The 18,426-nt window shown below is 70.1% G+C and carries 19 protein-coding genes; 8 read left to right on the plus strand and 11 right to left on the minus strand.

Annotated features, from left to right (window positions below):
* Nucleotides 1-18 precede the first annotated feature (18 nt).
* Complete coding sequence (pufA, locus tag ABTU92_RS25565; protein ID WP_408094455.1) at nucleotides 19-168, plus strand: light-harvesting antenna LH1, alpha subunit; 150 nt, start codon at nucleotides 19-21, stop codon at nucleotides 166-168.
* 512 nt (nucleotides 169-680) lie between these two features.
* Nucleotides 681-1,097: a four-helix bundle copper-binding protein gene (locus ABTU92_RS25570; RefSeq protein WP_408094425.1), complete on the plus strand. Its 417-nt coding sequence runs from the start codon at nucleotides 681-683 to the stop codon at nucleotides 1,095-1,097.
* A gap of 145 nt (nucleotides 1,098-1,242) precedes the next feature.
* Here the strand turns inward: ABTU92_RS25570 and ABTU92_RS25575 are convergent, their stop codons facing one another.
* The 6 genes from ABTU92_RS25575 to ABTU92_RS25600 form a co-directional block, all read right to left on the minus strand.
* Nucleotides 1,243-2,409: a branched-chain amino acid ABC transporter substrate-binding protein gene (locus ABTU92_RS25575; protein WP_408094426.1), complete on the minus strand. Its 1,167-nt coding sequence runs from the start codon at nucleotides 2,407-2,409 to the stop codon at nucleotides 1,243-1,245.
* 171 nt (nucleotides 2,410-2,580) lie between these two features.
* On the minus strand, nucleotides 2,581-2,910 hold the full coding sequence (locus tag ABTU92_RS25580) for a DUF6867 family protein (RefSeq protein ID WP_408094427.1): 330 nt from the start codon (nucleotides 2,908-2,910) through the stop codon (nucleotides 2,581-2,583).
* 289 nt (nucleotides 2,911-3,199) lie between these two features.
* Nucleotides 3,200-3,946, minus strand: coding sequence for an ABC transporter ATP-binding protein (locus ABTU92_RS25585; protein WP_408094428.1), 747 nt, complete (start codon nucleotides 3,944-3,946; stop codon nucleotides 3,200-3,202).
* A 252-nt stretch (nucleotides 3,947-4,198) separates the two neighbouring features.
* A complete protein-coding gene (locus ABTU92_RS25590) occupies nucleotides 4,199-5,104 on the minus strand; it encodes an ABC transporter ATP-binding protein (protein ID WP_408094429.1) in 906 nt (301 codons plus the stop codon).
* A complete protein-coding gene (gene livM / locus ABTU92_RS25595; protein WP_408094430.1) occupies nucleotides 5,104-6,477 on the minus strand; it encodes a high-affinity branched-chain amino acid ABC transporter permease LivM in 1,374 nt (457 codons plus the stop codon). Before livM ends, ABTU92_RS25590 begins: the two co-directional genes overlap by 1 nt.
* 291 nt (nucleotides 6,478-6,768) lie before the next feature.
* Complete coding sequence (locus ABTU92_RS25600) at nucleotides 6,769-7,686, minus strand: ABC transporter permease subunit (protein WP_111356449.1); 918 nt, start codon at nucleotides 7,684-7,686, stop codon at nucleotides 6,769-6,771.
* 458 nt (nucleotides 7,687-8,144) lie between these two features.
* Here ABTU92_RS25600 and ABTU92_RS25605 point away from each other — a divergent pair, with 458 nt between their 5' ends.
* A complete protein-coding gene (locus tag ABTU92_RS25605) occupies nucleotides 8,145-8,462 on the plus strand; it encodes a hypothetical protein (protein ID WP_408094431.1) in 318 nt (105 codons plus the stop codon).
* A gap of 167 nt (nucleotides 8,463-8,629) precedes the next feature.
* The gene (locus tag ABTU92_RS25610; protein ID WP_408094432.1) at nucleotides 8,630-9,577 is read left to right on the plus strand and encodes a helix-turn-helix domain-containing protein; all 948 of its coding nucleotides are present in this window, start codon (nucleotides 8,630-8,632) and stop codon (nucleotides 9,575-9,577) included.
* Nucleotides 9,578-9,593: 16 nt separating this feature from the next.
* Here ABTU92_RS25610 and ABTU92_RS25615 read toward each other — a convergent pair whose 3' ends face one another.
* The 4 genes from ABTU92_RS25615 to ABTU92_RS25630 form a co-directional block, all read right to left on the minus strand.
* Complete coding sequence (locus ABTU92_RS25615; protein WP_408094433.1) at nucleotides 9,594-9,992, minus strand: hypothetical protein; 399 nt, start codon at nucleotides 9,990-9,992, stop codon at nucleotides 9,594-9,596.
* Between the two features lie 262 nt (nucleotides 9,993-10,254).
* On the minus strand, nucleotides 10,255-10,737 hold the full coding sequence (locus ABTU92_RS25620) for a BLUF domain-containing protein (protein WP_408094434.1): 483 nt from the start codon (nucleotides 10,735-10,737) through the stop codon (nucleotides 10,255-10,257).
* A 367-nt stretch (nucleotides 10,738-11,104) separates the two neighbouring features.
* On the minus strand, nucleotides 11,105-11,884 hold the full coding sequence (gene pcaD / locus ABTU92_RS25625; RefSeq protein WP_408094435.1) for a 3-oxoadipate enol-lactonase: 780 nt from the start codon (nucleotides 11,882-11,884) through the stop codon (nucleotides 11,105-11,107).
* Between the two features lie 35 nt (nucleotides 11,885-11,919).
* Nucleotides 11,920-12,387 carry an SRPBCC family protein gene (locus ABTU92_RS25630; RefSeq protein ID WP_408094436.1) on the minus strand — a complete coding sequence of 156 codons (468 nt, stop codon included), beginning with the start codon at nucleotides 12,385-12,387 and terminating at the stop codon, nucleotides 11,920-11,922.
* Nucleotides 12,388-12,612: 225 nt separating this feature from the next.
* Between ABTU92_RS25630 and ABTU92_RS25635 the strand changes: the two genes are divergently transcribed.
* Nucleotides 12,613-12,858 (plus strand): hypothetical protein, encoded by a 246-nt coding sequence (locus tag ABTU92_RS25635; RefSeq protein ID WP_408094437.1) that lies wholly within the window; start codon nucleotides 12,613-12,615, stop codon nucleotides 12,856-12,858.
* A gap of 149 nt (nucleotides 12,859-13,007) precedes the next feature.
* Nucleotides 13,008-14,273: an alpha/beta hydrolase family protein gene (locus tag ABTU92_RS25640; RefSeq protein ID WP_408094438.1), complete on the plus strand. Its 1,266-nt coding sequence runs from the start codon at nucleotides 13,008-13,010 to the stop codon at nucleotides 14,271-14,273.
* Between the two features lie 205 nt (nucleotides 14,274-14,478).
* Here ABTU92_RS25640 and ABTU92_RS25645 read toward each other — a convergent pair whose 3' ends face one another.
* Entirely contained in the window at nucleotides 14,479-15,423 is a 945-nt protein-coding gene (locus ABTU92_RS25645) for an MBL fold metallo-hydrolase (protein ID WP_408094439.1), read from the minus strand.
* 374 nt (nucleotides 15,424-15,797) lie between these two features.
* On the opposite strand from ABTU92_RS25645, the gene ABTU92_RS25650 reads away from it, so the two are divergent.
* Together ABTU92_RS25650 and ABTU92_RS25655 are read left to right on the plus strand one after the other, a co-directional pair.
* Nucleotides 15,798-17,219 (plus strand): amidase, encoded by a 1,422-nt coding sequence (locus ABTU92_RS25650; RefSeq protein ID WP_408094440.1) that lies wholly within the window; start codon nucleotides 15,798-15,800, stop codon nucleotides 17,217-17,219.
* On the plus strand, nucleotides 17,216-18,418 hold the full coding sequence (locus tag ABTU92_RS25655) for an amidase (protein ID WP_408094441.1): 1,203 nt from the start codon (nucleotides 17,216-17,218) through the stop codon (nucleotides 18,416-18,418). Before ABTU92_RS25650 ends, ABTU92_RS25655 begins: the two co-directional genes overlap by 4 nt.
* Nucleotides 18,419-18,426 lie beyond the last annotated feature (8 nt).

The raw sequence follows: 18,426 nt of genomic DNA on the forward strand, positions 1-18,426 counted from the left end.
CCGCAAGACGACTACAAGATCTGGCTGGTCCTCAATCCGTCGACCTGGCTGCCCGTGATCTGGATCGCGGCCCTCGTGGTCGCCGTCGCGATCCACGCGCTCGTGCTGACGCACCCGCGTTACAGCCACCTGTCGATCGCCGACAAGATCTACGCCGAGAAGAAGTAACTCTTCTTCCCGTCTTCGGCGCTTCTCCTCTTTTCGAGGAGCGCGCGCAGGCGGGGGGTGGCGGTTTTCGGACCGTCTCCGCCCGCATCGTCCGGAGGGCTTTTTGCCGTCCAGACGAGGTGACGCGTGACGCTTCTGCGCTCACGCGTCAGCCCTGCGCCGTCGAGTGGCCATCGCCGCTCGGATGCGTCGGCTGATTGGTGGTGATGTCCTTACTACCAGATCACGGGTGCCGAAGCACGCTTCGGCGCCCGTTTTCGTTTTCGGTCGCGCTCTTGTCCGGAGATTTCTCCTCCGGGCATCTCTCGTCGCTAAATCGGTCTCCGCTCGTCCACGCATCCGTCGCGGGCACGTCGGCTCGGCGGGGCGTGCCGAACCCGTGCGGCATCCGACAGACGCCGTCGCACCGGCCGAAACCGTTGCACTGATCCCGGGTTGACCATCGGGCCCGGGCGGTGCGCTACGCGTGCGACCTGCGGCCCCGTCGCATCCGAGAACCGGGAGCCCGTCCGATGCATGCCGAAGAGACCATTCGGGAGATGATCCGCAGCCATCCCGATGTCCGCGGAACAGCCAACGATGCGCTGATCCGCTGCATCGAGGCCTGCTGGGCCTGTGCCCAGGCCTGCACGGCCTGCGCCGACGCCTGCCTGGGGGAGGACATGGTCGACCACCTCCGCCAGTGCATCCGTCTCGACCTCGACTGCGCCGACGTCTGCCTCGCCACCGGCGCGCTGGCGAGCCGCCGCACCGGCGCCAACGAGGCCGTGCTGGCGAGCCAGCTCGGCACCTGCGCGCTCGCCTGCAGCGAGTGCGCCGCCGAATGCGAGCGCCACGCCGGCCATCACGCGCATTGCCGCATCTGCGCCGAGGCCTGCCGGGCCTGCGAGCGGGCCTGCAACGACGCGGTGCGCACCGTCGCGCATTGATCGGACGGCGCCGATGCGCCGTCTTCGTCCGGTCCGCCGGACGGCGCGAGACCCACCAAAACGAAAGCCGCCGGAGCAGGGCTCCGGCGGCCGGATCGCTTCGCTCGCGTGAGCGGCCCCGACGGCCCGCGGGGCCGGGCCGCTGCTACTCCGCCTCGAAATAGGAGAGCTTGCCGTCCGGGCCCTTCTTCCAGACATAGAGGACGTAGCGGTCCTTCTTCTTGCCGTCGACCAGATAGCCGTCGTTGGAGATGTCGCCCTTCTTGTCGAAGGCGAGGGTTCCGAGCACGGTGTCGAACGGCTTGCCGGTGGCCAGCACGGCGGCGACCTTCTTGGGGTCGGTCGACTTCGCCTCCTCGATCGCCGCCTTCATGATCTGCACGATGGCGTAGCTGTAGAGCGTGTACGCCTGCGGCTCGAACCCGCGCTTGCGGAAGGCCTCGACGATCGCCTTGTTCTTCGGGTTGGTGCGCGGATCGGGCGAGAAGGTCATCAGCGTGCCCTCGGCACCCGGCCCGGCGATCGAGGCGAACTCGTCGTCGGCGAGGCCGTCGCCGCCCATCAGCGGCGCCTTGACGCCCTGGTCGCGCATCTGGCGCAGGATCAGGCCGCCGGTGTCGTGCAGGCCGCCCCAGTAGACGAGGTCCGGATTGGCCGCCTTCAGCTTGGAGACCAGCGCCGTGAAGTCCTTGTCGTCCTTGTTGACGCCCTCGTAGAGCACCTCCTTGATGCCCTTGGCGTTCATCGCCTTGCGGGTCTCGTCGGCGAGGCCCTGGCCGTAGGTCGTCTTGTCGTGGACGACGGCGACGCGCTTGCCCTTGAACTTGTCGGCGATGATGGCGCCGGCCATGCCGCCCTGCTGGTCGTCGCGGCCGCAGACGCGGAACATGTTCCACATCTTGCGCTCGGTGATCTTCGGGTTGGTGGCGGCCGGCGTGATCGCCAGCATGCCGTTGTCCTGATAGACCTCCGAGGCCGGCATGGTGACGCCGGAATTGAAGTGGCCGACCACGAACTTGATGCCGTCGGCGGCGAACTTGTTGGCGACGGAGACGCCCTCCTTGGGATCGCCGCGGTCGTCGCCGGCCGAGAGCTCGATCTTCTGGCCCATGATGCCGCCGGCCGCGTTGACGTCCTGGACGGCCTGCTCGACGCCCTGCTTGAGCTGCGCCCCGAAGGCGGCGCTGCCGCCCGTCATCGGCCCGCCGACGCCCATGCGGATCTGCGCCTGCGCGGCTCCGGTGGCGGCGAGGCCGCCCGCGAGGGCGAGCGCGAGGCCTAGTCCGAGGACCTGCGTCCTGGCGTGGATCATCGATCATCCTCCTGCAAGGTAGGGATTGTCTGGCCAGCGCCGCGGCGCCGGCACGGCCGGCACGATGGCCGTATTTGATACGAAATCGCCTTCGAAAGTCATCCGGCAACTCGGCCGCCGGCCGGGCGGCCCCCCGCGGCGCTCTGCCGCGCCGCGTTCGCTCGCGTGCCCTCACTCGGTCGCGATCGGCGCGACCAGGAAGCCGTATTGGCGCGCCATCTGGCGCCGCCGGGTCGCGCGAAAGCCGGCGAGCGCGATCACGATCAGGATCGCGGCATCGACTGCATAGAAATAGGGCGACAGCAGCGTCCCGTCGAACAGGGCGAAATGGACGAACCGTACCGCCGCGCCGAGCGGCAGCATGGCGAGCGCCGCCATCCACCAGGGGCGCCAGGTCAGCGCGATGGCGCGGCCCGACAGCCACGCCCCGGCGCCGCCGAGCACGAGCGTGACCAGAAGAAACAGGCCGAAGGAGTTCTCCTCGTAGAGCAGGCCTTGCATGTCGGGACCCTCGACCTTCAGCTCATCCGGTCATTCCGGGGCGCGCGGACCGCGCGAACCCGGAATCCGGCCACATCCGCCGTCCTCGTTGCTGGATTCCGGACAGCCGCTTCGCGGCTTCCGGAATTTCGCGGCTTCCGGAATGACGGGAGGAGCGACCGACATTTCGAAACGGCACGGCCCGCTCGTCCCCGCGAAGGCGGGACCCAGGGGCCGCACGACGTGTGGCTCTGGAGTCCCGCTTTCGCGGGAACGAGCGGAGGGTGGATCGACCTCGGTGCAAACACGTCTAGTGCCCAGTCGTCGCCGCCTCGTGGCGGCCGCCTTCGAGATAGGCGGCCTTGACCTCGGGCCGCTCCAGGAGCTCGCGGCCCGAGCCCGTCATGGTGATGGTGCCGTTGACCATCACATAGGCGCGGTGGGCGAGCTTCAGCGCATGGAAGGCGTTCTGCTCGACCAGGAACACGGTGAGGCCGCGCGAGCGGTTGAGCTCGCGTACGATGTCGAAGATGGCTTGCGCGATCAGCGGCGCGAGGCCGAGCGAGGGCTCGTCGAGCAGCAGGAGGCGCGGCTTGCTCATCAGGGCGCGGGCGATGGCGAGCATCTGCTGCTCGCCGCCCGACAGCGTGCCGCCGCGCTGGCCGATGCGCTCGGCGAGCCGCGGGAAGAAGGCGAGCACCCGGTCGAGCTCGCCCGGGTCGGCGTCGCGCCCGGCCGCGACCAGGCCCATCTGGAGATTCTCCAGCACCGTCATGCGGCCGAAGATGCGTCGTCCCTCGGGCGACTGGGCGATGCGCAGGCGGGCGATCTCGTGGGTCGGCAGTTGGGTGATGTCGCGGCCGTCGAAGACGATGCGGCCCTCGCGGGCGCGCGGGTTGCCGCAGATCGTCATCATCAGGGTCGACTTGCCGGCCCCGTTGGCGCCGATCAGCGTGACGATCTCGCCCTCGTTCACGTCGAGATCGACGCCCTTGAGCGCCATGATGCTTCCGTAGAACGTCTTGACGCCGCGCACGGCGAGCAGCGGCTCAGCCATGGTTCGACTCCGTCGACACGTCGATGGCTCGGGCCCCGGGCGCTGCGCGTTCACCTCTCCCCGCGCGCGGGGAGAGGTCGGAGCCCGCGCGCATGCGCGGGCTCCGGGTGAGGGGGCGTCGCCGCGAGTCTCTGTCTTGCGGAAACGCCCCCTCACCCGTCTCGACGCTTCGCGTCGAGCCACCCTCTCCCCGCAAGCGGGGCGAGGGAACGGGCGCGCGGTCGCCCGCGGCTCGGCAACAGGTGTGCGCCCTCACAGCCCGACCTCCGCCTCGACCGCCTCGACCTCGTCGTCGGCGACGCCGAGATAGGCGGCGATCACCTTCGGGTCGTTGCGGATCTCCTCGGGCGTGCCGTCGGCGATCTTGACGCCGTAGTCGAGCACGACGACGTGGTCGGAGATCTCCATCACCACGCTCATGTCGTGCTCGATCAAGAGCACCGAGGTGTCGTGGCGATCGCGGATCGCCAGGATCAGGTCGTTGAGGGCGGCGCTCTCGCGCGGATTGAGACCGGCGGCCGGCTCGTCGAGGCACAGGAGCACCGGGTCCGTGCACATGGCGCGGGCGATCTCCAGCCGCCGCTGCGCGCCGTAGGGCAGGGCGCCGGCCGGCTCGTCGGCGCGGTCGATCAGGCCGGTCAGCTCCAGCCAGTGCTTCGCCTTGTCGATCGCGGCCCGCTCGGCGCGGCCGTAGCCGCCGAGCCCCAGCACGCCCAGCACCGTGAAGCCCGAGGCCCGCATCAGCGGCGCGTGCTGGGCGACCATCAGATTCTCCAGCACGGTCATGCCGGAGAACAGGCGGATGTTCTGGAACGTGCGGGCGACCTTGGCGTGGCGCGACACCAGATAGTCGGGCATGCGCTCGAGCAGATAGAGGCCGCCGGTGGCCAGCCGCACGTGGCGGTCGCCGCGCCGGGTCAGCGGCTCGAGCGCGTCCCACAGCGCCGGCTCGCCATGCACCACGGCGATGCGGCCCTCGGTCGGCTTGTAGAAGCCGGTGATGCAGTTGAACACGGTGGTCTTGCCGGCGCCGTTGGGGCCGATCAGCGCCGTGATCTCGCCGCGCCGCGCCGAGAAGCCGAGATCGTTGACGGCGACGAGGCCGCCGAATCTCATCGTGAGGTGCTCGACCTTGAGGAGGGCGGGAGCCGCCGACATCAGCCGTGGCCCTCCTTGACGAGCGAGCCCGACACGGCCTTGCGCTCCTTCAGGAACACCGAGGGCGAGCGCGTCGAGATCAGGCCGCGCGGCTTCCAGATCATGATCACCACCATGCCGAAGCCGAACAGCAGCATGCGGTACTGGGTAGGATCGAACTCGCGGCCGAAGATCTCCTTCAGGAAGTCGAGCTCGCGCAACAGTTCGGTGCCGCCGATCATCGCGACCGCCGCGATGGCGACGCCGATCTGCGAGCCCATGCCGCCCAGCACCACGATGGCGACGATGGTGGCCGACTCCATGAAGGTGAAGCTCTCCGGCGAGATGAAGCCCTGCCGGGCGGCGAAGAACGAGCCGGCGAAGCCGCCGAACATAGCGCCGATCGCGAAGGCGGTGAGCTTGGTCGCGGTCGTGTCGATGCCGAGCGAGCGGCAGGCGATCTCGTCTTCGCGCAGCGCCTCCCAGGCGCGGCCGATGGGCAGCCGGCGCAGCCGCACCGTCACCCAGGCGGTGAGCAGCGCAAGCGCCAGGATGATGTAGTAGAGGAAGATGCCGCGATAGATCGGCGAGAACGGCAGCCCGAACACGGCCGCGAAGCCCTCGTCGGAGGCGTTGAACGGGATGCCGAAGAAGGTCGGGCGCGGGATGCCGCTGATGCCGGCGTAGCCGTTGGTCACCGGCACCCAGTTGATCAGCACGAGCCGGATGATCTCGCCGAAGGCGAGGGTCACGATGGCGAGGTAGTCGCCGCGCAGCCGCAGCACCGGGAAGCCGAGCAGGATGCCCCAGAACGCCGCCAGGATGCCGGCGAGCGGCAGCAGCGTGAAGAACGAGAAGCCGAACTCCTTCGCCAGCAGCGCATAGGAGTAGGCGCCGACCGCGTAGAAGGCGACGTAGCCGAGATCGAGGAGACCGGCGAGCCCGACCACGATGTTGAGCCCGAAGCCGAGCATCACGTAGATCAGGATCTGGATGCCGAAATTGTCGATCCACTTCACGGCACCCTGGAAGCCGGTGAGCCACAGCGCCAGGAACGGGAAGACGAGGACGAAGCCGATCGCGAAGGGCGGGAACCAGCGGCCGAAGGCGGCGGCGAGGCGCGTCGCCGCGACGGTCCGGGAGGCCGGCACGCGCCGCGCCCGGCGCTCGCGCCACGGCGCGATCAGGAGCGTGTTGAGGAGGCTGCCCGCGACCACCATGGCGACCAGCACGGCGAGCAGCGGCCAGCGGGTCTCGAGCACCAGCTCGCCGCGGATGTCCTGCACGGCCTGCAGGCCGATCAGCGGCACGAACACGGCGAGCGCCACGGCGCCCCACACGCCCGCATCCTTGACGGCGCGCATCGCCGTCGCGCCGGCTCCCGCGTCACTCATGCGGCGCCTCACGGGGCGTCGCTTGGGCGCCCTGACGGCGGAAACGAGGGACTGGCGGGTGGGGCCACCCCCCTCCCCAACCCTCCCCCACAAGGGGGGAGGGAGCCGGCCGTGCCGAGACGCGAAGCGCTCGCCGCCAGCAATTCGGCGCATCGAGACCCGATGTCGCTGCGGCTCGTGGTTCCCTCCCCCCTTGTGGGGGAGGGACAGGGAGGGGGGGAGCCCCGAGCTCGGCGTTCGTCGGACGCGATGGTCCGAGCAGCGGAGCAGAGGATTGCCGCACCCGCATCGTCACACCTTCTCCACCTCGGGCCGGCCGAGCAGGCCCTGGGGCAGGAAGATCAGCACGATGGCGAGGATCGAGAAGGCGGCGACGTCCTTGTAGTCGATCGAGAAGTAGGCCGACCACAGGGTCTCGACGAGGCCGATCAGCAGGCCGCCGATCACCGCCCCGGGCAGCGAGCCGATGCCGCCCAGCACGGCCGCCGTGAACGCCTTCACGCCGGGCGTGAAGCCGTCGGCGAAATTGATGACGCCGTAGTACATCAGGTACATGGTGCCGGCCACGGCGGCGAGCGCGGCGCCGATCACGAAGGTGATCGAGATGGTGCGGTCGACGTCGACGCCGAGCAGCGCCGCCATCTTCTGGTCCTGCTCGCAGGCGCGCTGGGCGCGGCCGAGCGCGGTGCGGCTGACCACCCACCAGAACGCGGCGAGCAGCGCGGCGGTGACGACCCACACCATGATCTGCTTGTAGGACAGGGTGACCTGATAGCCCGAGGCGTCCATCAGCACGAACTCGCCGCGCAGGAGCGGCGGGATCGACTTGTTGCGCGGCCCCTGCGCCACCTGGACGAAGTTCGACAGGAAGATCGACATGCCGATGGCCGAGATCAGCGGGGCGAGCCGGAAGGACCCCCGCAAGGGGCGATAGGCGAGCCGCTCGATCCCCCAGTTGAGCACCGAGGTCAGCACCATGGCGACGATCAGCACGATCAGGAGCGCCAGCGTGATCGAGCCGATGCCGATCCACGAGGTGAGCACCAGGAAGGCGATGAGCGCGAAGAAGGCCGACACCATGAAGACGTCGCCATGCGCGAAGTTCACCATGCCGATGATGCCGAACACCATCGTGTAGCCGATGGCGATCAGCCCGTAGATCGACCCGAGCGTGATCCCGTTGATCAGTTGCTGAACGAAGACGTCCATCCGCTGCTGCCGCCCCCTCGCGCAGGATGACCTTGCCACCTTTAACAGTGGCCCCCCGGCCCGGCAACGCTCGATCGTGTCGCGGGAATCTTCCCCTCGAGCGCCGGTCGGCACCGCCGTCCAGCCCGCCCTGCAAGGAGAATGCCCGAAAGGCGGCCGGCATGGCGCCGCGCCGTCAGGCCCGCGAAGCGGGCCGCCGCCCGGCGCCGTCCGGAGGGCGGGCAGCGACAGCAGCAGGAAGTATTCGCCAGCAGGTGCGACGACGAGTCCGGGGATGGTGTGTCGAAAGCGGGGGGAGTCATGAAAAAGGCGCGGCGCAGTGAAGACGAGGGTGGATCGTATACAGTCTCCGATGCGATCACGGTTGAATCACGAACTTGTTATACGCTGATACGTCTTGATCCTGACGCAATTTGCCGTCCAACTTCCTCCCGGGCTGGACAACGGAAGGACGTCACATGACGCAGGACACCAGGACCTCGCACCAGAACCAGGGTCAGCATCAGCAGGGGCAGCATCAGCCGGGTCACCAGGGGCAGCAGCACCAGCAGGGCCAGCACCAGCAGGGCCAGAACCAGCAGCATCAGGGCCAGCACGGCCAGGCCGACCGCCAGCAGCAGGGCGGCCAGCGCCGCGACCAGTCGCAGCAGCATCAGCAGTCCCAGCAGGGCGATCGCCGCCCCGACCAGCAGCGCCAGCAGTCGCAGCAGGGCCACCCCGGCCAGCAGGGCGGCCCGGGCCAGCACGGCTCGGGCGGGCAGCACGGCCAGCGCTGACCGGCGCGCTTCGGGGGGCTCCGCCGCGGCGCGGCGGGGCTTTCCCTCCCGACGGGACGGCGACCGCCAGGTCCAGTTCAGAGCCTCCCGTCCGAGCCTCCCGTTTCGAACATCCCATTTCCGAACGTCGCATTCCGGACCGCGCGGGACTGGCGTAAGCTTCCGCCATGACCCCCGCGACGATCCCTTTCACGGCCTCCCCGGCGCCCGTGACGGCGCTGCCGCTGTTCCACCTCTACGGCGATCCGCCGGAGGATCAGGCGTTCGACTTCGTTCATGTCGAGACGATCTCGTCGCGCTCGACCCGCCACGCCTGGACGATCCGGGCGCACCGGCACCGCAACCTCTTCCAGATCCTGCTGATCGCCTCCGGCGGCGGCGACATGAGCCACGAGGCGACGACCCGCGCCTTCGCGGCGCCCTGCGCCATCCTGGTGCCGGCCACCGTGGCGCACGGCTTCCGCTTCCGCCCCGGCGAGACCGAGGGCTTCGTCGTCACCTTCACCGAGGACGTGGCGCAGGGGCTCGGCGAGCGCACGGGCGAATCGCTGGCGCGGCTGCGCGCACTCGCCGCCGACCCGGTGGTGCCGATCGCCGACGCGGCCGAGGCGGCCCGCATCGCGGCGCTGTTCCGGGCGCTGAACGAGGAGCACGTCTGGGCCCGCGAGGGCTATCGGCTGGCGCTGCGCGCCCATGTGGCGCTGATCGCCATCGCGGTGGCCCGCCTCGCCGCCGAGCGGGAGCGGGCGCAGGCGCATGGCCCGGCGCGGTCCGCCCCGTCGCTCGCGTCCGCCGCGCCCGTCGTCGAGGCGTTGCGCGATCTCGTCGAGACGCATTTCCGGACCGAACGGCGGCTCGCCTTCTATGCCGACACGCTCGCCATGACGGTCGACCGGCTCAACGATCACGTCAAGCGCGCGACCGGCGTCACGGCCGGCCACCTGATTCGCCAGCGCGTCGTCACCGAGGCGAAGCGGCAACTCGTGTTCACGACGCAGCCGATCCACGAGATCGGCTTCGATCTCGCCTTCGCCGACCCGTCGCACTTCACCCGCTTCTTCCGCAAGCAGACCGGGATGACGCCGCAGGCGTTCCGCGAGCAGGGCGGCGGGTGAGGGGACGACGCTGGGTCTACCGCGCCGGCTGACCCGCCGCGGCGGCCGAGCCGACCGGCTGCGCCGGTGCGGGCTTCGCGGCTTGCGGCTTTGTGGCGGTCGGCTTGGCGGCGGTCGGCTTGGCGGCGGCCTTCGGGGCCGGCTTCTGCGTCGTCGCGGACGACGGCGCATCCCGCACATTGCCCCACGGGTCGACCGCGACCGGCTTGCTCGCCGGCATCTGCTTGACGGTGCGGCTGTAGGCCTCGTCGATCGCCTTCTGCTTCTCGATCTCTTCCGAGGTCAGCGTCCGCGTCTTGCCGCCGATGTCCAGGCTCGGCGCCGCGATCTGGGCGAGGGCGGGCCCGCCCGCGAGGAAGCCCGTCAGGGCCAGCACGGCGGTCGCGCCGACCGCCATCGTCGTCTTCGTCTTCACGTCGGCACCTCGAGGTCTGTCGAGGGCTCCTTAATAGGCGTTCTTGGCGGTCGTGTGATCGAAATTTTTCCAGACGTGTCGGCGCTCGCGGTACCGCCGCAGGGGCGCGACAAGTTGGGCGTTGTTTCCACTGAAGCCGCCCCACACTCCGCTCATTCCCGCGAAAGCGGGACTCCAGAGCCACACGTCGAACGGCCCCTGGGTCCCCGCCTTCGCGGGGACGAGCGGACGTCGGGGCGGTGCATCAGGGCCGAAAGTCGCGCTACGCTTGCGGGTGCGCGGGCGCGCCGACGCGGCGCATCACCGGCATTGGGGTGCGCTCCATGTAGGCCGTCACCACCGCCTCGGTGAGATCGACGAGCCGGCGCGGCGCCATGCGGCTCGGGTCGAAACCGCTGTCGCCGCACCAGCGGCGGACCAGCTCGTCCATGTCGGGCTCGATCGCCGCCCCGGCCATCCACCAATAGGGGAAGCGGCGCTCGTCGATCTCGGTCTGGTCCGCCAGCACGATGTCGGAATGGCGCGCGTCGCAGGCGATGCGCTGATACGCCGTGGTGACGGCGCTGGTGCGGCCTTCGAGCACCTGCACGACCCAGCGATGATCGAGGATTATGGCGCCGGTGATGCCGTGCTGGCGGTTGTTGGCGATCGACGCCTGCAGGATGTCGGCGAGCTGATCCGAGATGGTCTCGCGGCTGCGGCCGACGCGCTGACGGCTGTAGTAGACGACACGAAGCAGGCTCATGGGGGTCTCCTCGAATGCGACGGAGTCCCGGCGGCCCGTCCTCGACGCCCGAGCGCTACCACAAGCCGGAGTCGAAGTCCCGCGGCGGTGCACCACGATCCATCGACAAAATGCGCTGCAGCGCACGCTTTCCGGTGTCTTGGTATGACAAGTCTGAAGAAACTGCCCGGACGGGCGGGCGCGCTGCTACGAAAGGTTTAGGAGCGTTGCTCCCAAGCATCACGCCTATCAGCTCACCGTCATTCCGGGGCGCGGCGAAGCCGCGAACCCGGAATCCAGCGGCAAACTCCGAGTTTTCGGCTGGATTCCGGGTTCGGCGCTGCGCGCCGCCCCGGAATGACCACGAAGTAATCAGGTGGTTCACGTCTCACGACACGAGGAAGCCCAGCACCTCGGTGTTGAAGGCCGCGGCCTGCTCGATGTTCGAGATGTGCGCCGAATCCAGGATGGTGAGCTGAGCGCCCGGCACCTTGCGGCGGATGAAGTCGTTCGCCTCGATCGGGGTCGACTGGTCGAAGCGCCCGGCGACCACCAAGGTCGGCACCGCGATCTTGTCGAGCAGATCGCGCTGGTCCATGTCGCGCACCGCCTCGCAGTTGAAGATGTAGCCGTCGACCGGCGTCTTCAGGAACACGGCGCGGATCGCCTCGACGGCGGCCGGATCGGCCTCGCGGAAGTCCTGGGTGAACCAGATGCCCATCACCTTGTCGACGATGGCGGCGAGGCCGCCGGCCCGCACGGTCGCGATGCGGTCGTGCCACGGCTGCTTGTCCGGCATGAAGCTCGAGGTGTTGGCGAGCACCAGCTTGCGCAGGCGCTGCGGCGCGTTCGCGCCGAGCCACTGCCCGACCATGCCGCCCATCGACAGCCCGACCCAGTGGACCGTGTCGAGCCCGAGCCCGTCCATGATGGCGAGCGCGTCGCGGCCCAGCATCTCGATGGAGTAGGGGCCGGGCGTGACGCCCGAGCGGCCGTGGCCGCGGCGATCGTAGCGCACCACGCGGAAATGGCGCGTGAACGGCGCCACCTGCGGGTCCCACATCGTCAGGTCGGTGCCGAGCGAGTTGGAGAACATCACGACGGGGGCGTCGGCCGGCCCCTCGACCTCGACATGGAGGGCGCAGCCCTCCGACACGATCTCCGGCATCTGCGATCCCCCGTGCGTTCCGCGCCGTCCGTCCGTTACGCGCCCGCCTCGGGCGGCGGCGGCGAGACGGCGGCGGCGAACTTGGTGAAGAACTCGTCGGCCATCTTCTTCGAGGCGCCGGCGACCAGCCGCTGGCCGAGCTGGGCGAGCTTGCCGCCGATCTGCGCCTCGACGTTGTAGGACAGGACCGTGCCGCCGTCCTTCTCGGCGAGCGCCACCACGGCGCCGCCCTTGGCGAAGCCGGCGACGCCGCCCTCGCCCTCGCCGGAGATGCGGTAGCCGTTCGGCGGGTCGAGATCGGTGAGCTTCACCTTGCCCTTCCAGCGCGCCTTCACGGGCCCGATCTTGGTGACGGCGATGGCCTGGAACTCGGTCTCCGACAGGCGGTCGAGCATCTCGCAGCCGGGGATGCAGACGCGCAGCACCTCGGGGTCGTTGAGCTTGTCCCACACGACCTCGCGCGCGGCGGGCAGCTCCACCTCGCCGGTCATCGTCATCGCCATCGGCCTCACTCCATCTCGCGTCGGGGGTCGCGTCGGGCGGCCCGGCGCGCGGGCGCCATCATAGGGCCGGTTCCGGTGGAGGAAAGGGGGCTGTCCGGACGCCTCCGACATGCTCTACCATGGCGTCGCGATGGGCCGCGACGGCCGGGCCGCCACCGGCGGTCGAACCGACGCGGCCTCGCCAACAACGACAAAGGGTCGGACACGCTGCAACGGAGGAACCTGATGGTGGTGGTCTCCTGGTCGGCCGGCCTCGCGGCCGCGCTGCTCGTCGCTTTCGCCCTCACGCTCGTCGACACCCGCCCGGCCGTCGCCCAGGGCGGCATCGTCTGCCAGTACGGGCCCGCCTCGTACCGGCGCTGCTGTGCCCAATCCTACGCCAAGAAGCCGAGCCTCGGCGCGCGAGCCCGCGCCGACGACATCGACGCCTGCATGGGCAAGGGCGGCAAGACCTCGCGCAAGAAGTCCTGATCGCCGACACGGCGCTGCGGCGCGCCCGCGGGCGCGCCGTCCGTCCGCCTCCGTTCCGAGGCTGCTGCTCAGCTCGCTCCGCCGACCGTATCTCCTCGCCGTCCCGCCCCGCGGCCCGTCCGCGCAAAAACCCGTCCAAGGATCCGACCATGAATCAGCCGACCGATCTGCATGCCGGTGCCGTTCCCGACATGCGGGACGAGCCGCATGTGCGGCGCTTCTCCGAGCAGCGCTGGGTGATCGACAACATCGTCCGGGCGAACGGCATCGACTGGGACCAGCCGCGCTCGGTCTATCTCAACGGCCCGTGCGGCACCGAGGCGAATGCCGATTTCGCCGGCATCCGCGAGAAGGTGAAGAAGATGGCCGACATCGGTCCGGCCTTCGAGGCGGTGGCGAAGCGGCGCGAGGCGAAGGCGCAGGCGGCCGAGGCCGAGGGCCATCTCGTGACGGCGCGCGACAACTACTACATGGCGGCCGTGCACTGGGCCGCGGCGCAGTGGCCCTACGACCGCAACGACGCGCCCAATCTCGCCTGCAACGCCCGCAAGCGCGAATGTTTCACCAAATATGCGGCGCTCGCCGACCATCGGGTCGAGGCGGTGTGGATTCCGTTCGAGGGCAAGGCGCTGCCGGCCTGGTTCCACCTGCCGCCGGGCTACACGGGCGGCCGCCTGCCGGTGGTGATCGCGGTGCCCGGCATGGACAGCTTCAAGGAAGCCCAGGTGGCGCTCGCCAACGACCGCTTCCTCGCCCGCGGCTTCGCCGTGCTGGCGATCGACGGGCCGGGCCAATACGAGGCGCCGATCCTCGGCATCTACTTCTCCACCGACCGCTGGGCCGCCGTGGGCCGCCCGATCGTCGACTGGCTGGTCGCCCGGCCGGAGATCGATCCGGAGCGGATCGGCCTGTCGGCGATCTCGTTCGGCTCGTTCTTCGGCACCATCCTCACGGCGCACGAGCCGCGCATCAAGGCGTGCGCCGTGATGTCGGTGTGCCACGAGCCGGGCGGCGAGACGATTTTCCAGCAGGCCTGCCCGACCTTCAAGAAGCGCTTCATGTACATGGCGGGCATCGCCGACGAGGATGCGTTCGACGCGTTCCGCCCGAGCATCACGTGGGAGGGGCATGCGGAGAGGATCACGGCGCCGTATCTGTGCGTCGCCGGCGAGTGCGAGGAGCTGTCGCCGCTGGAGAACTCCGAGCGCCTGCTCGCCGCCCTGAAGGGACCGAAGCGCTTCGTCGTCTATCAGGACTCGCGCCACTCGGTCGGCAACGTGCCGGCCACCAATCTCGGCCCGTTCCCCACCACCATGATCGCCGACTGGCTGCTCGACCGCCTGAACGGCAAGCCGATGCCGAGCGAGCGCTGGTTCGTCCGGTCGACGGGACAGATCGAGAAGACGGCGATGTGAGAGCGGCGATGCTAGCGCGGCGCCAGTGTTCGCTGCGGTTGAGACGCGGGACTTCACCTCTCCCCGGCGGGGAGAGGTCGGATCTCGCGCGACAGCGCGAGATCCGGGTGAGGGGGTGCCGAAGCCAGCCAACTGGCGCCGTAAACCCTCACCCCGGTGCGCGCTGATGCGCGCCCCGACCCTCTCCCTGAGGGAGAGGGTAAGATCACCCGAACCGCTTGCCCTTCAGATACCGATAGGCGCTGCGCACGTCGGCGCCGATCCATTCGGCGTAGCGCGGCAGGGCCTCGTAGCGGGGCAGGCGGACCTTGCGCACCGCATCCTCCTCGGAGGCGCCGGTGCGGATCGCCGCCGCCACCGCGTCGCGCAGCCCTGTGAGCAGATCACGAAACGTCGCCACGTCGTGCAGCGTGCCGGGCGGACCGTGGCCCGGGATCACGGTGTCGATCTCGAACGACAGCACGCAGTCGAGCACCCTGATCCAGCCGTCGAGATCGCAGTCGCCGAGCCAGGGAAAGCGGTCGCGGAAGAACAGGTCGCCCATGAAGACGACGCGGGCGTTCTCCAGATGCACGACGACGTCGCCGTCGCAATGCGCAGGCCCGAAGTAGCACAGCCGCACCACCTCGTCGGGCAGATGGAAGGCGAAGCGGTCCGAGAAGGTGTGGGTCGGCGGCACGATGGTGATGCGCTCGTAGCCGGGCTCCGACAGGCGCCGGTTCGCCTCGGCGCGCGCCGGCGCATCCTCGGCGACCAGCTCGGAAAAGCTCTCGCCGTAGCAGAGCGCCGACTTGGTCGGCAGATCCGTCACGGTCCAGCCCTGGCCGCCATTGGCGCCGAGCAGCGTCGCGAAGGCCTCCGCGGTGCGCTCGTGCGCGATGATCGGCACGGTGCCGGCGAACACGCCGTTCCCGGCGACGTGATCGAGGTGATAGTGCGTGTTGACGACGGCGCGGATCGGCTTGCCGAGCTGATCGGCGAGCGTGGCGCGGAAGCTGCGGGCGAGGCTCTCGTTCTGCTGGGTGTCGACGACGAGAAGCGAGTCGCCGGTGTCGACCGCGCCGGCGTTGGATTCGCCGTCGGCACCGCGCCACACATAGGCGCCGGCGCCGACCGGCTGGAGCTGGGAGTCTGGCGTAGCTGACTGCATGGGGGATTTCACGTCCGGGATCATCACCCCGAGCCGTCCGGCGCGCGCGGCCCCGGATGGTCGGCGGCGCCGCGAGTGTATGACCGGCCGGGGCGATTTGTCCAAGTCGGTTTACATCGCCAGTGATCGGTCCTCGGGTCGGTGCCGCGGACGCGCCCCGCGGCCCCCCGCGCGCCGGAGAACCTGCACGAATTTTGCATGCAAACGGGCGCGCTGCTAAGCAGGGTCGTGGGGCCGCCCGGTCCCCAAGTCTTCGAGGCCGCAATTCCTCGAGCCCCAAAATCCTCGAGGCCGTGTCACCAGACCCTGTCGCAAGGCTGTTCATGACCAGCTCCGTCTCGTCCGTGTCCTCCGCCGCCGGATCCTCCGCCAGCGTGTCCTCCGGCGATGACCTCGCCCGGCTCGACGCCGTCTCGCTCGCCGCCGCGATCCGCACCAAGGCCGTGTCGCCGCGCGAGGTGGTCGAGGCCGTGATCGACCGCATCGAGCGGCGCGACGGGCCGATCAATTCGGTCTGCACCATCGCGCGCGAGCAGGCCCGCCAGGCGGCGCTCGCCGCCGAGGCGGCCGTGATGCACGGGGAACCGCTCGGCCCGCTGCACGGCGTGCCGGTCGGCATCAAGGACGTGACCCAGACGGCCGGCATCCGCACGACCTTCGGCTCCAAGCTCTACGAGACCAACATTCCGGCCGCCGACGCCGAGGTGGTTCGCCGGCTGAAGGCGGCCGGCGCCATCGTGGTCGCCAAGACCAACACGCCGGAGTTCGCGGCCGGCGCCAACACGTTCAACGAGGTGTTCGGCGTCACCCGCAATCCCTGGGACGTGCGCCTCTCCGCCGGCGGCTCGACCGGCGGCGGCGCCGCGGCGCTGGCGGCCGGCCTGTTTCCGCTCGCCGAGGGCACCGACTTCGGCGGCTCGCTGCGGGTGCCGGCGTCGTTCTGCGGCGTCGTCGGCCTGCGCCCGACGCCGGGCCTCACACCGCTGCGGCCCTCCGCGCTGCCGTGGGACGCGCTGCGCGTCTCCGGCCCGATGGCGCGCACCGCGCAGGACGTCGCGCTCGCCATGGAGGCGATCGCCGGACCGTGCGCTGACTCGCCGATCTCGCTGCCCGTGACCATGGACGGGCTCTTGGACAAGGTGCGGGCCTTCTCGGCGAAAGGTCTCAAGGTCGGCTATGTCGACGACGTCTCCGGCGTCGGCATCGACAGCGGCATCGCGGCCCTGTGTCGCCGCGCCGCGCGCGTGCTGGAGGATGCCGGCGCCGTCGTCGAGGAGACGGTGCTGGATCTCGCCGACGGCCGCGAGGCGTTCCCGGTGCTGCGCGGTGCCGCCGTGCTGCTCACCCATCGCGCGCGCATGGATCAGATCGACCGGATGGGGAAGAACCTCGCCGGCAACATCGCCTACGGCAAGTCGCTGAGCCTCGCCCAGGTGGTGGAGGCGGAGGCCGCGCGCGCCCGGCTGTGGGAGCGCACCTGCGCCTTCTTCTCCCGCTTCGACGTTCTCCTCACGCCGTGTGTGCCCGTGCCGCCGTTCCCGGTCGAGCAGAACCATCCGACCCACATCGCCGGCCAGCCGATGAAGAGCTACATCGACTGGATCGCGCCCACCTATGTGCTCACGCTGGTCGGCGTGCCGACCGCCTCGGTCCCGGCCGGCCTCGACGTGAACGGCCTGCCGGTCGGCCTGCAGGTCGCCGCACCAAGGCTTCACGAGGCGACCGTGCTGGGCGTCGCCCGCGTGATGCAGGAGCTCGTCCCGACCAACACCATCGCGCCCGGATTTGCCGCATGACCGACGCTGCTTCGTTTACCGATCCTCACAATGCGTTCTGTCACGACGTCGACGTGCGCCTCGACGGCGCGCCCGGCGGCCCGTTGAGCGGGCTCACGTTCGGCGCGAAAGACCTGTTCCACGTGAAGGGCCACCGCACCGGCGGCGGCAACTTCGACTGGCGCGACAGCCATCCGCCGGCCGAGGAGACCGCCTGGGCGATCGAGACGCTGGTCGCGGCCGGCGCCACCATGATCGGCAAGACCATCACGGACGAGATCTCGCGCGGCATCTTCGGCGAGAGCGCCTTCTACGGCACGCCGACCAACTCCCGCGCGCCTGGCCGCATCCCGGGCGGCTCGTCGAGCGGCTCGGCGGCGGCGGTCGCCGGCGGCACCGTGCCGTTCGCCATCGGCACCGACACGGCCGGCTCGGTGCGCGTGCCGTCGTCGTTCTGCGGCCTCTACGGCATCCGCACGACGCACGGCCGCGTGCCGGTCGCCGGCATGCTGCCGCAGGCGCCGAGTTTCGATACCGTCGGCTGGATGGCCGACGATGCCGAGATCTTTGCTCGTGTCAGTGCCGTGCTGCTGGAGTCGTCGATCGAGGCGGCGCGGCCGAAACGCATCTTCCTCGCCGAGGACGCGCTCGTCGTCGCCGAGCCGGCGACCGCCGCCGCGGTCGAGGCGGCGCTGACCAAGGCGTTCGGCGGCGCGACCGCGATCGAGCGCGTGACGCTGTCGCCGACCGGGCTCGCGGCCTGGTCGGCGCATCAGGCGGCGCTGCAGGGCCGCGAGGCCTGGACCACGTTCGGCGACTGGATCGACAGCACCAATCCGCGCTTCTCCTTCGAGGTCGCCGACAATTTTTTGCGCGGCATTCGTGCGAGCCCCGAGGAATTGTCGGCGGCGCGCGAAATGCGCGAAACGGTACGCGAGCGCGTCCACACGCTGCTCGCCGACGGCAGCCTGATCGCGCTGCCGACGACGCCGTTCCCGGCGCCGCTCGCCGGCCAGAAGCGCTCGACCATGTGGGGGCTGCGCACCGGCATCATCGCGCTCACCGCGGTCTCCGGCATGGCCGGCACGCCGCAGGTGACGATGCCGTTCGCGAGCGTCGACGGCCTGCCGGTCGGCCTGTCGCTGATCGGCGCGCCGGGCGCCGACGAGCGGCTGATCGGCGCCGCGCTGGACGCGGCGCGACGTGGCGCCAGAGTCTGATAACGTCG

Source organism: Rhodoplanes sp. SY1, from assembly GCF_046000175.1.
In the GTDB taxonomy this organism is placed as follows: Bacteria; Pseudomonadota; Alphaproteobacteria; order Rhizobiales; family Xanthobacteraceae; genus Rhodoplanes.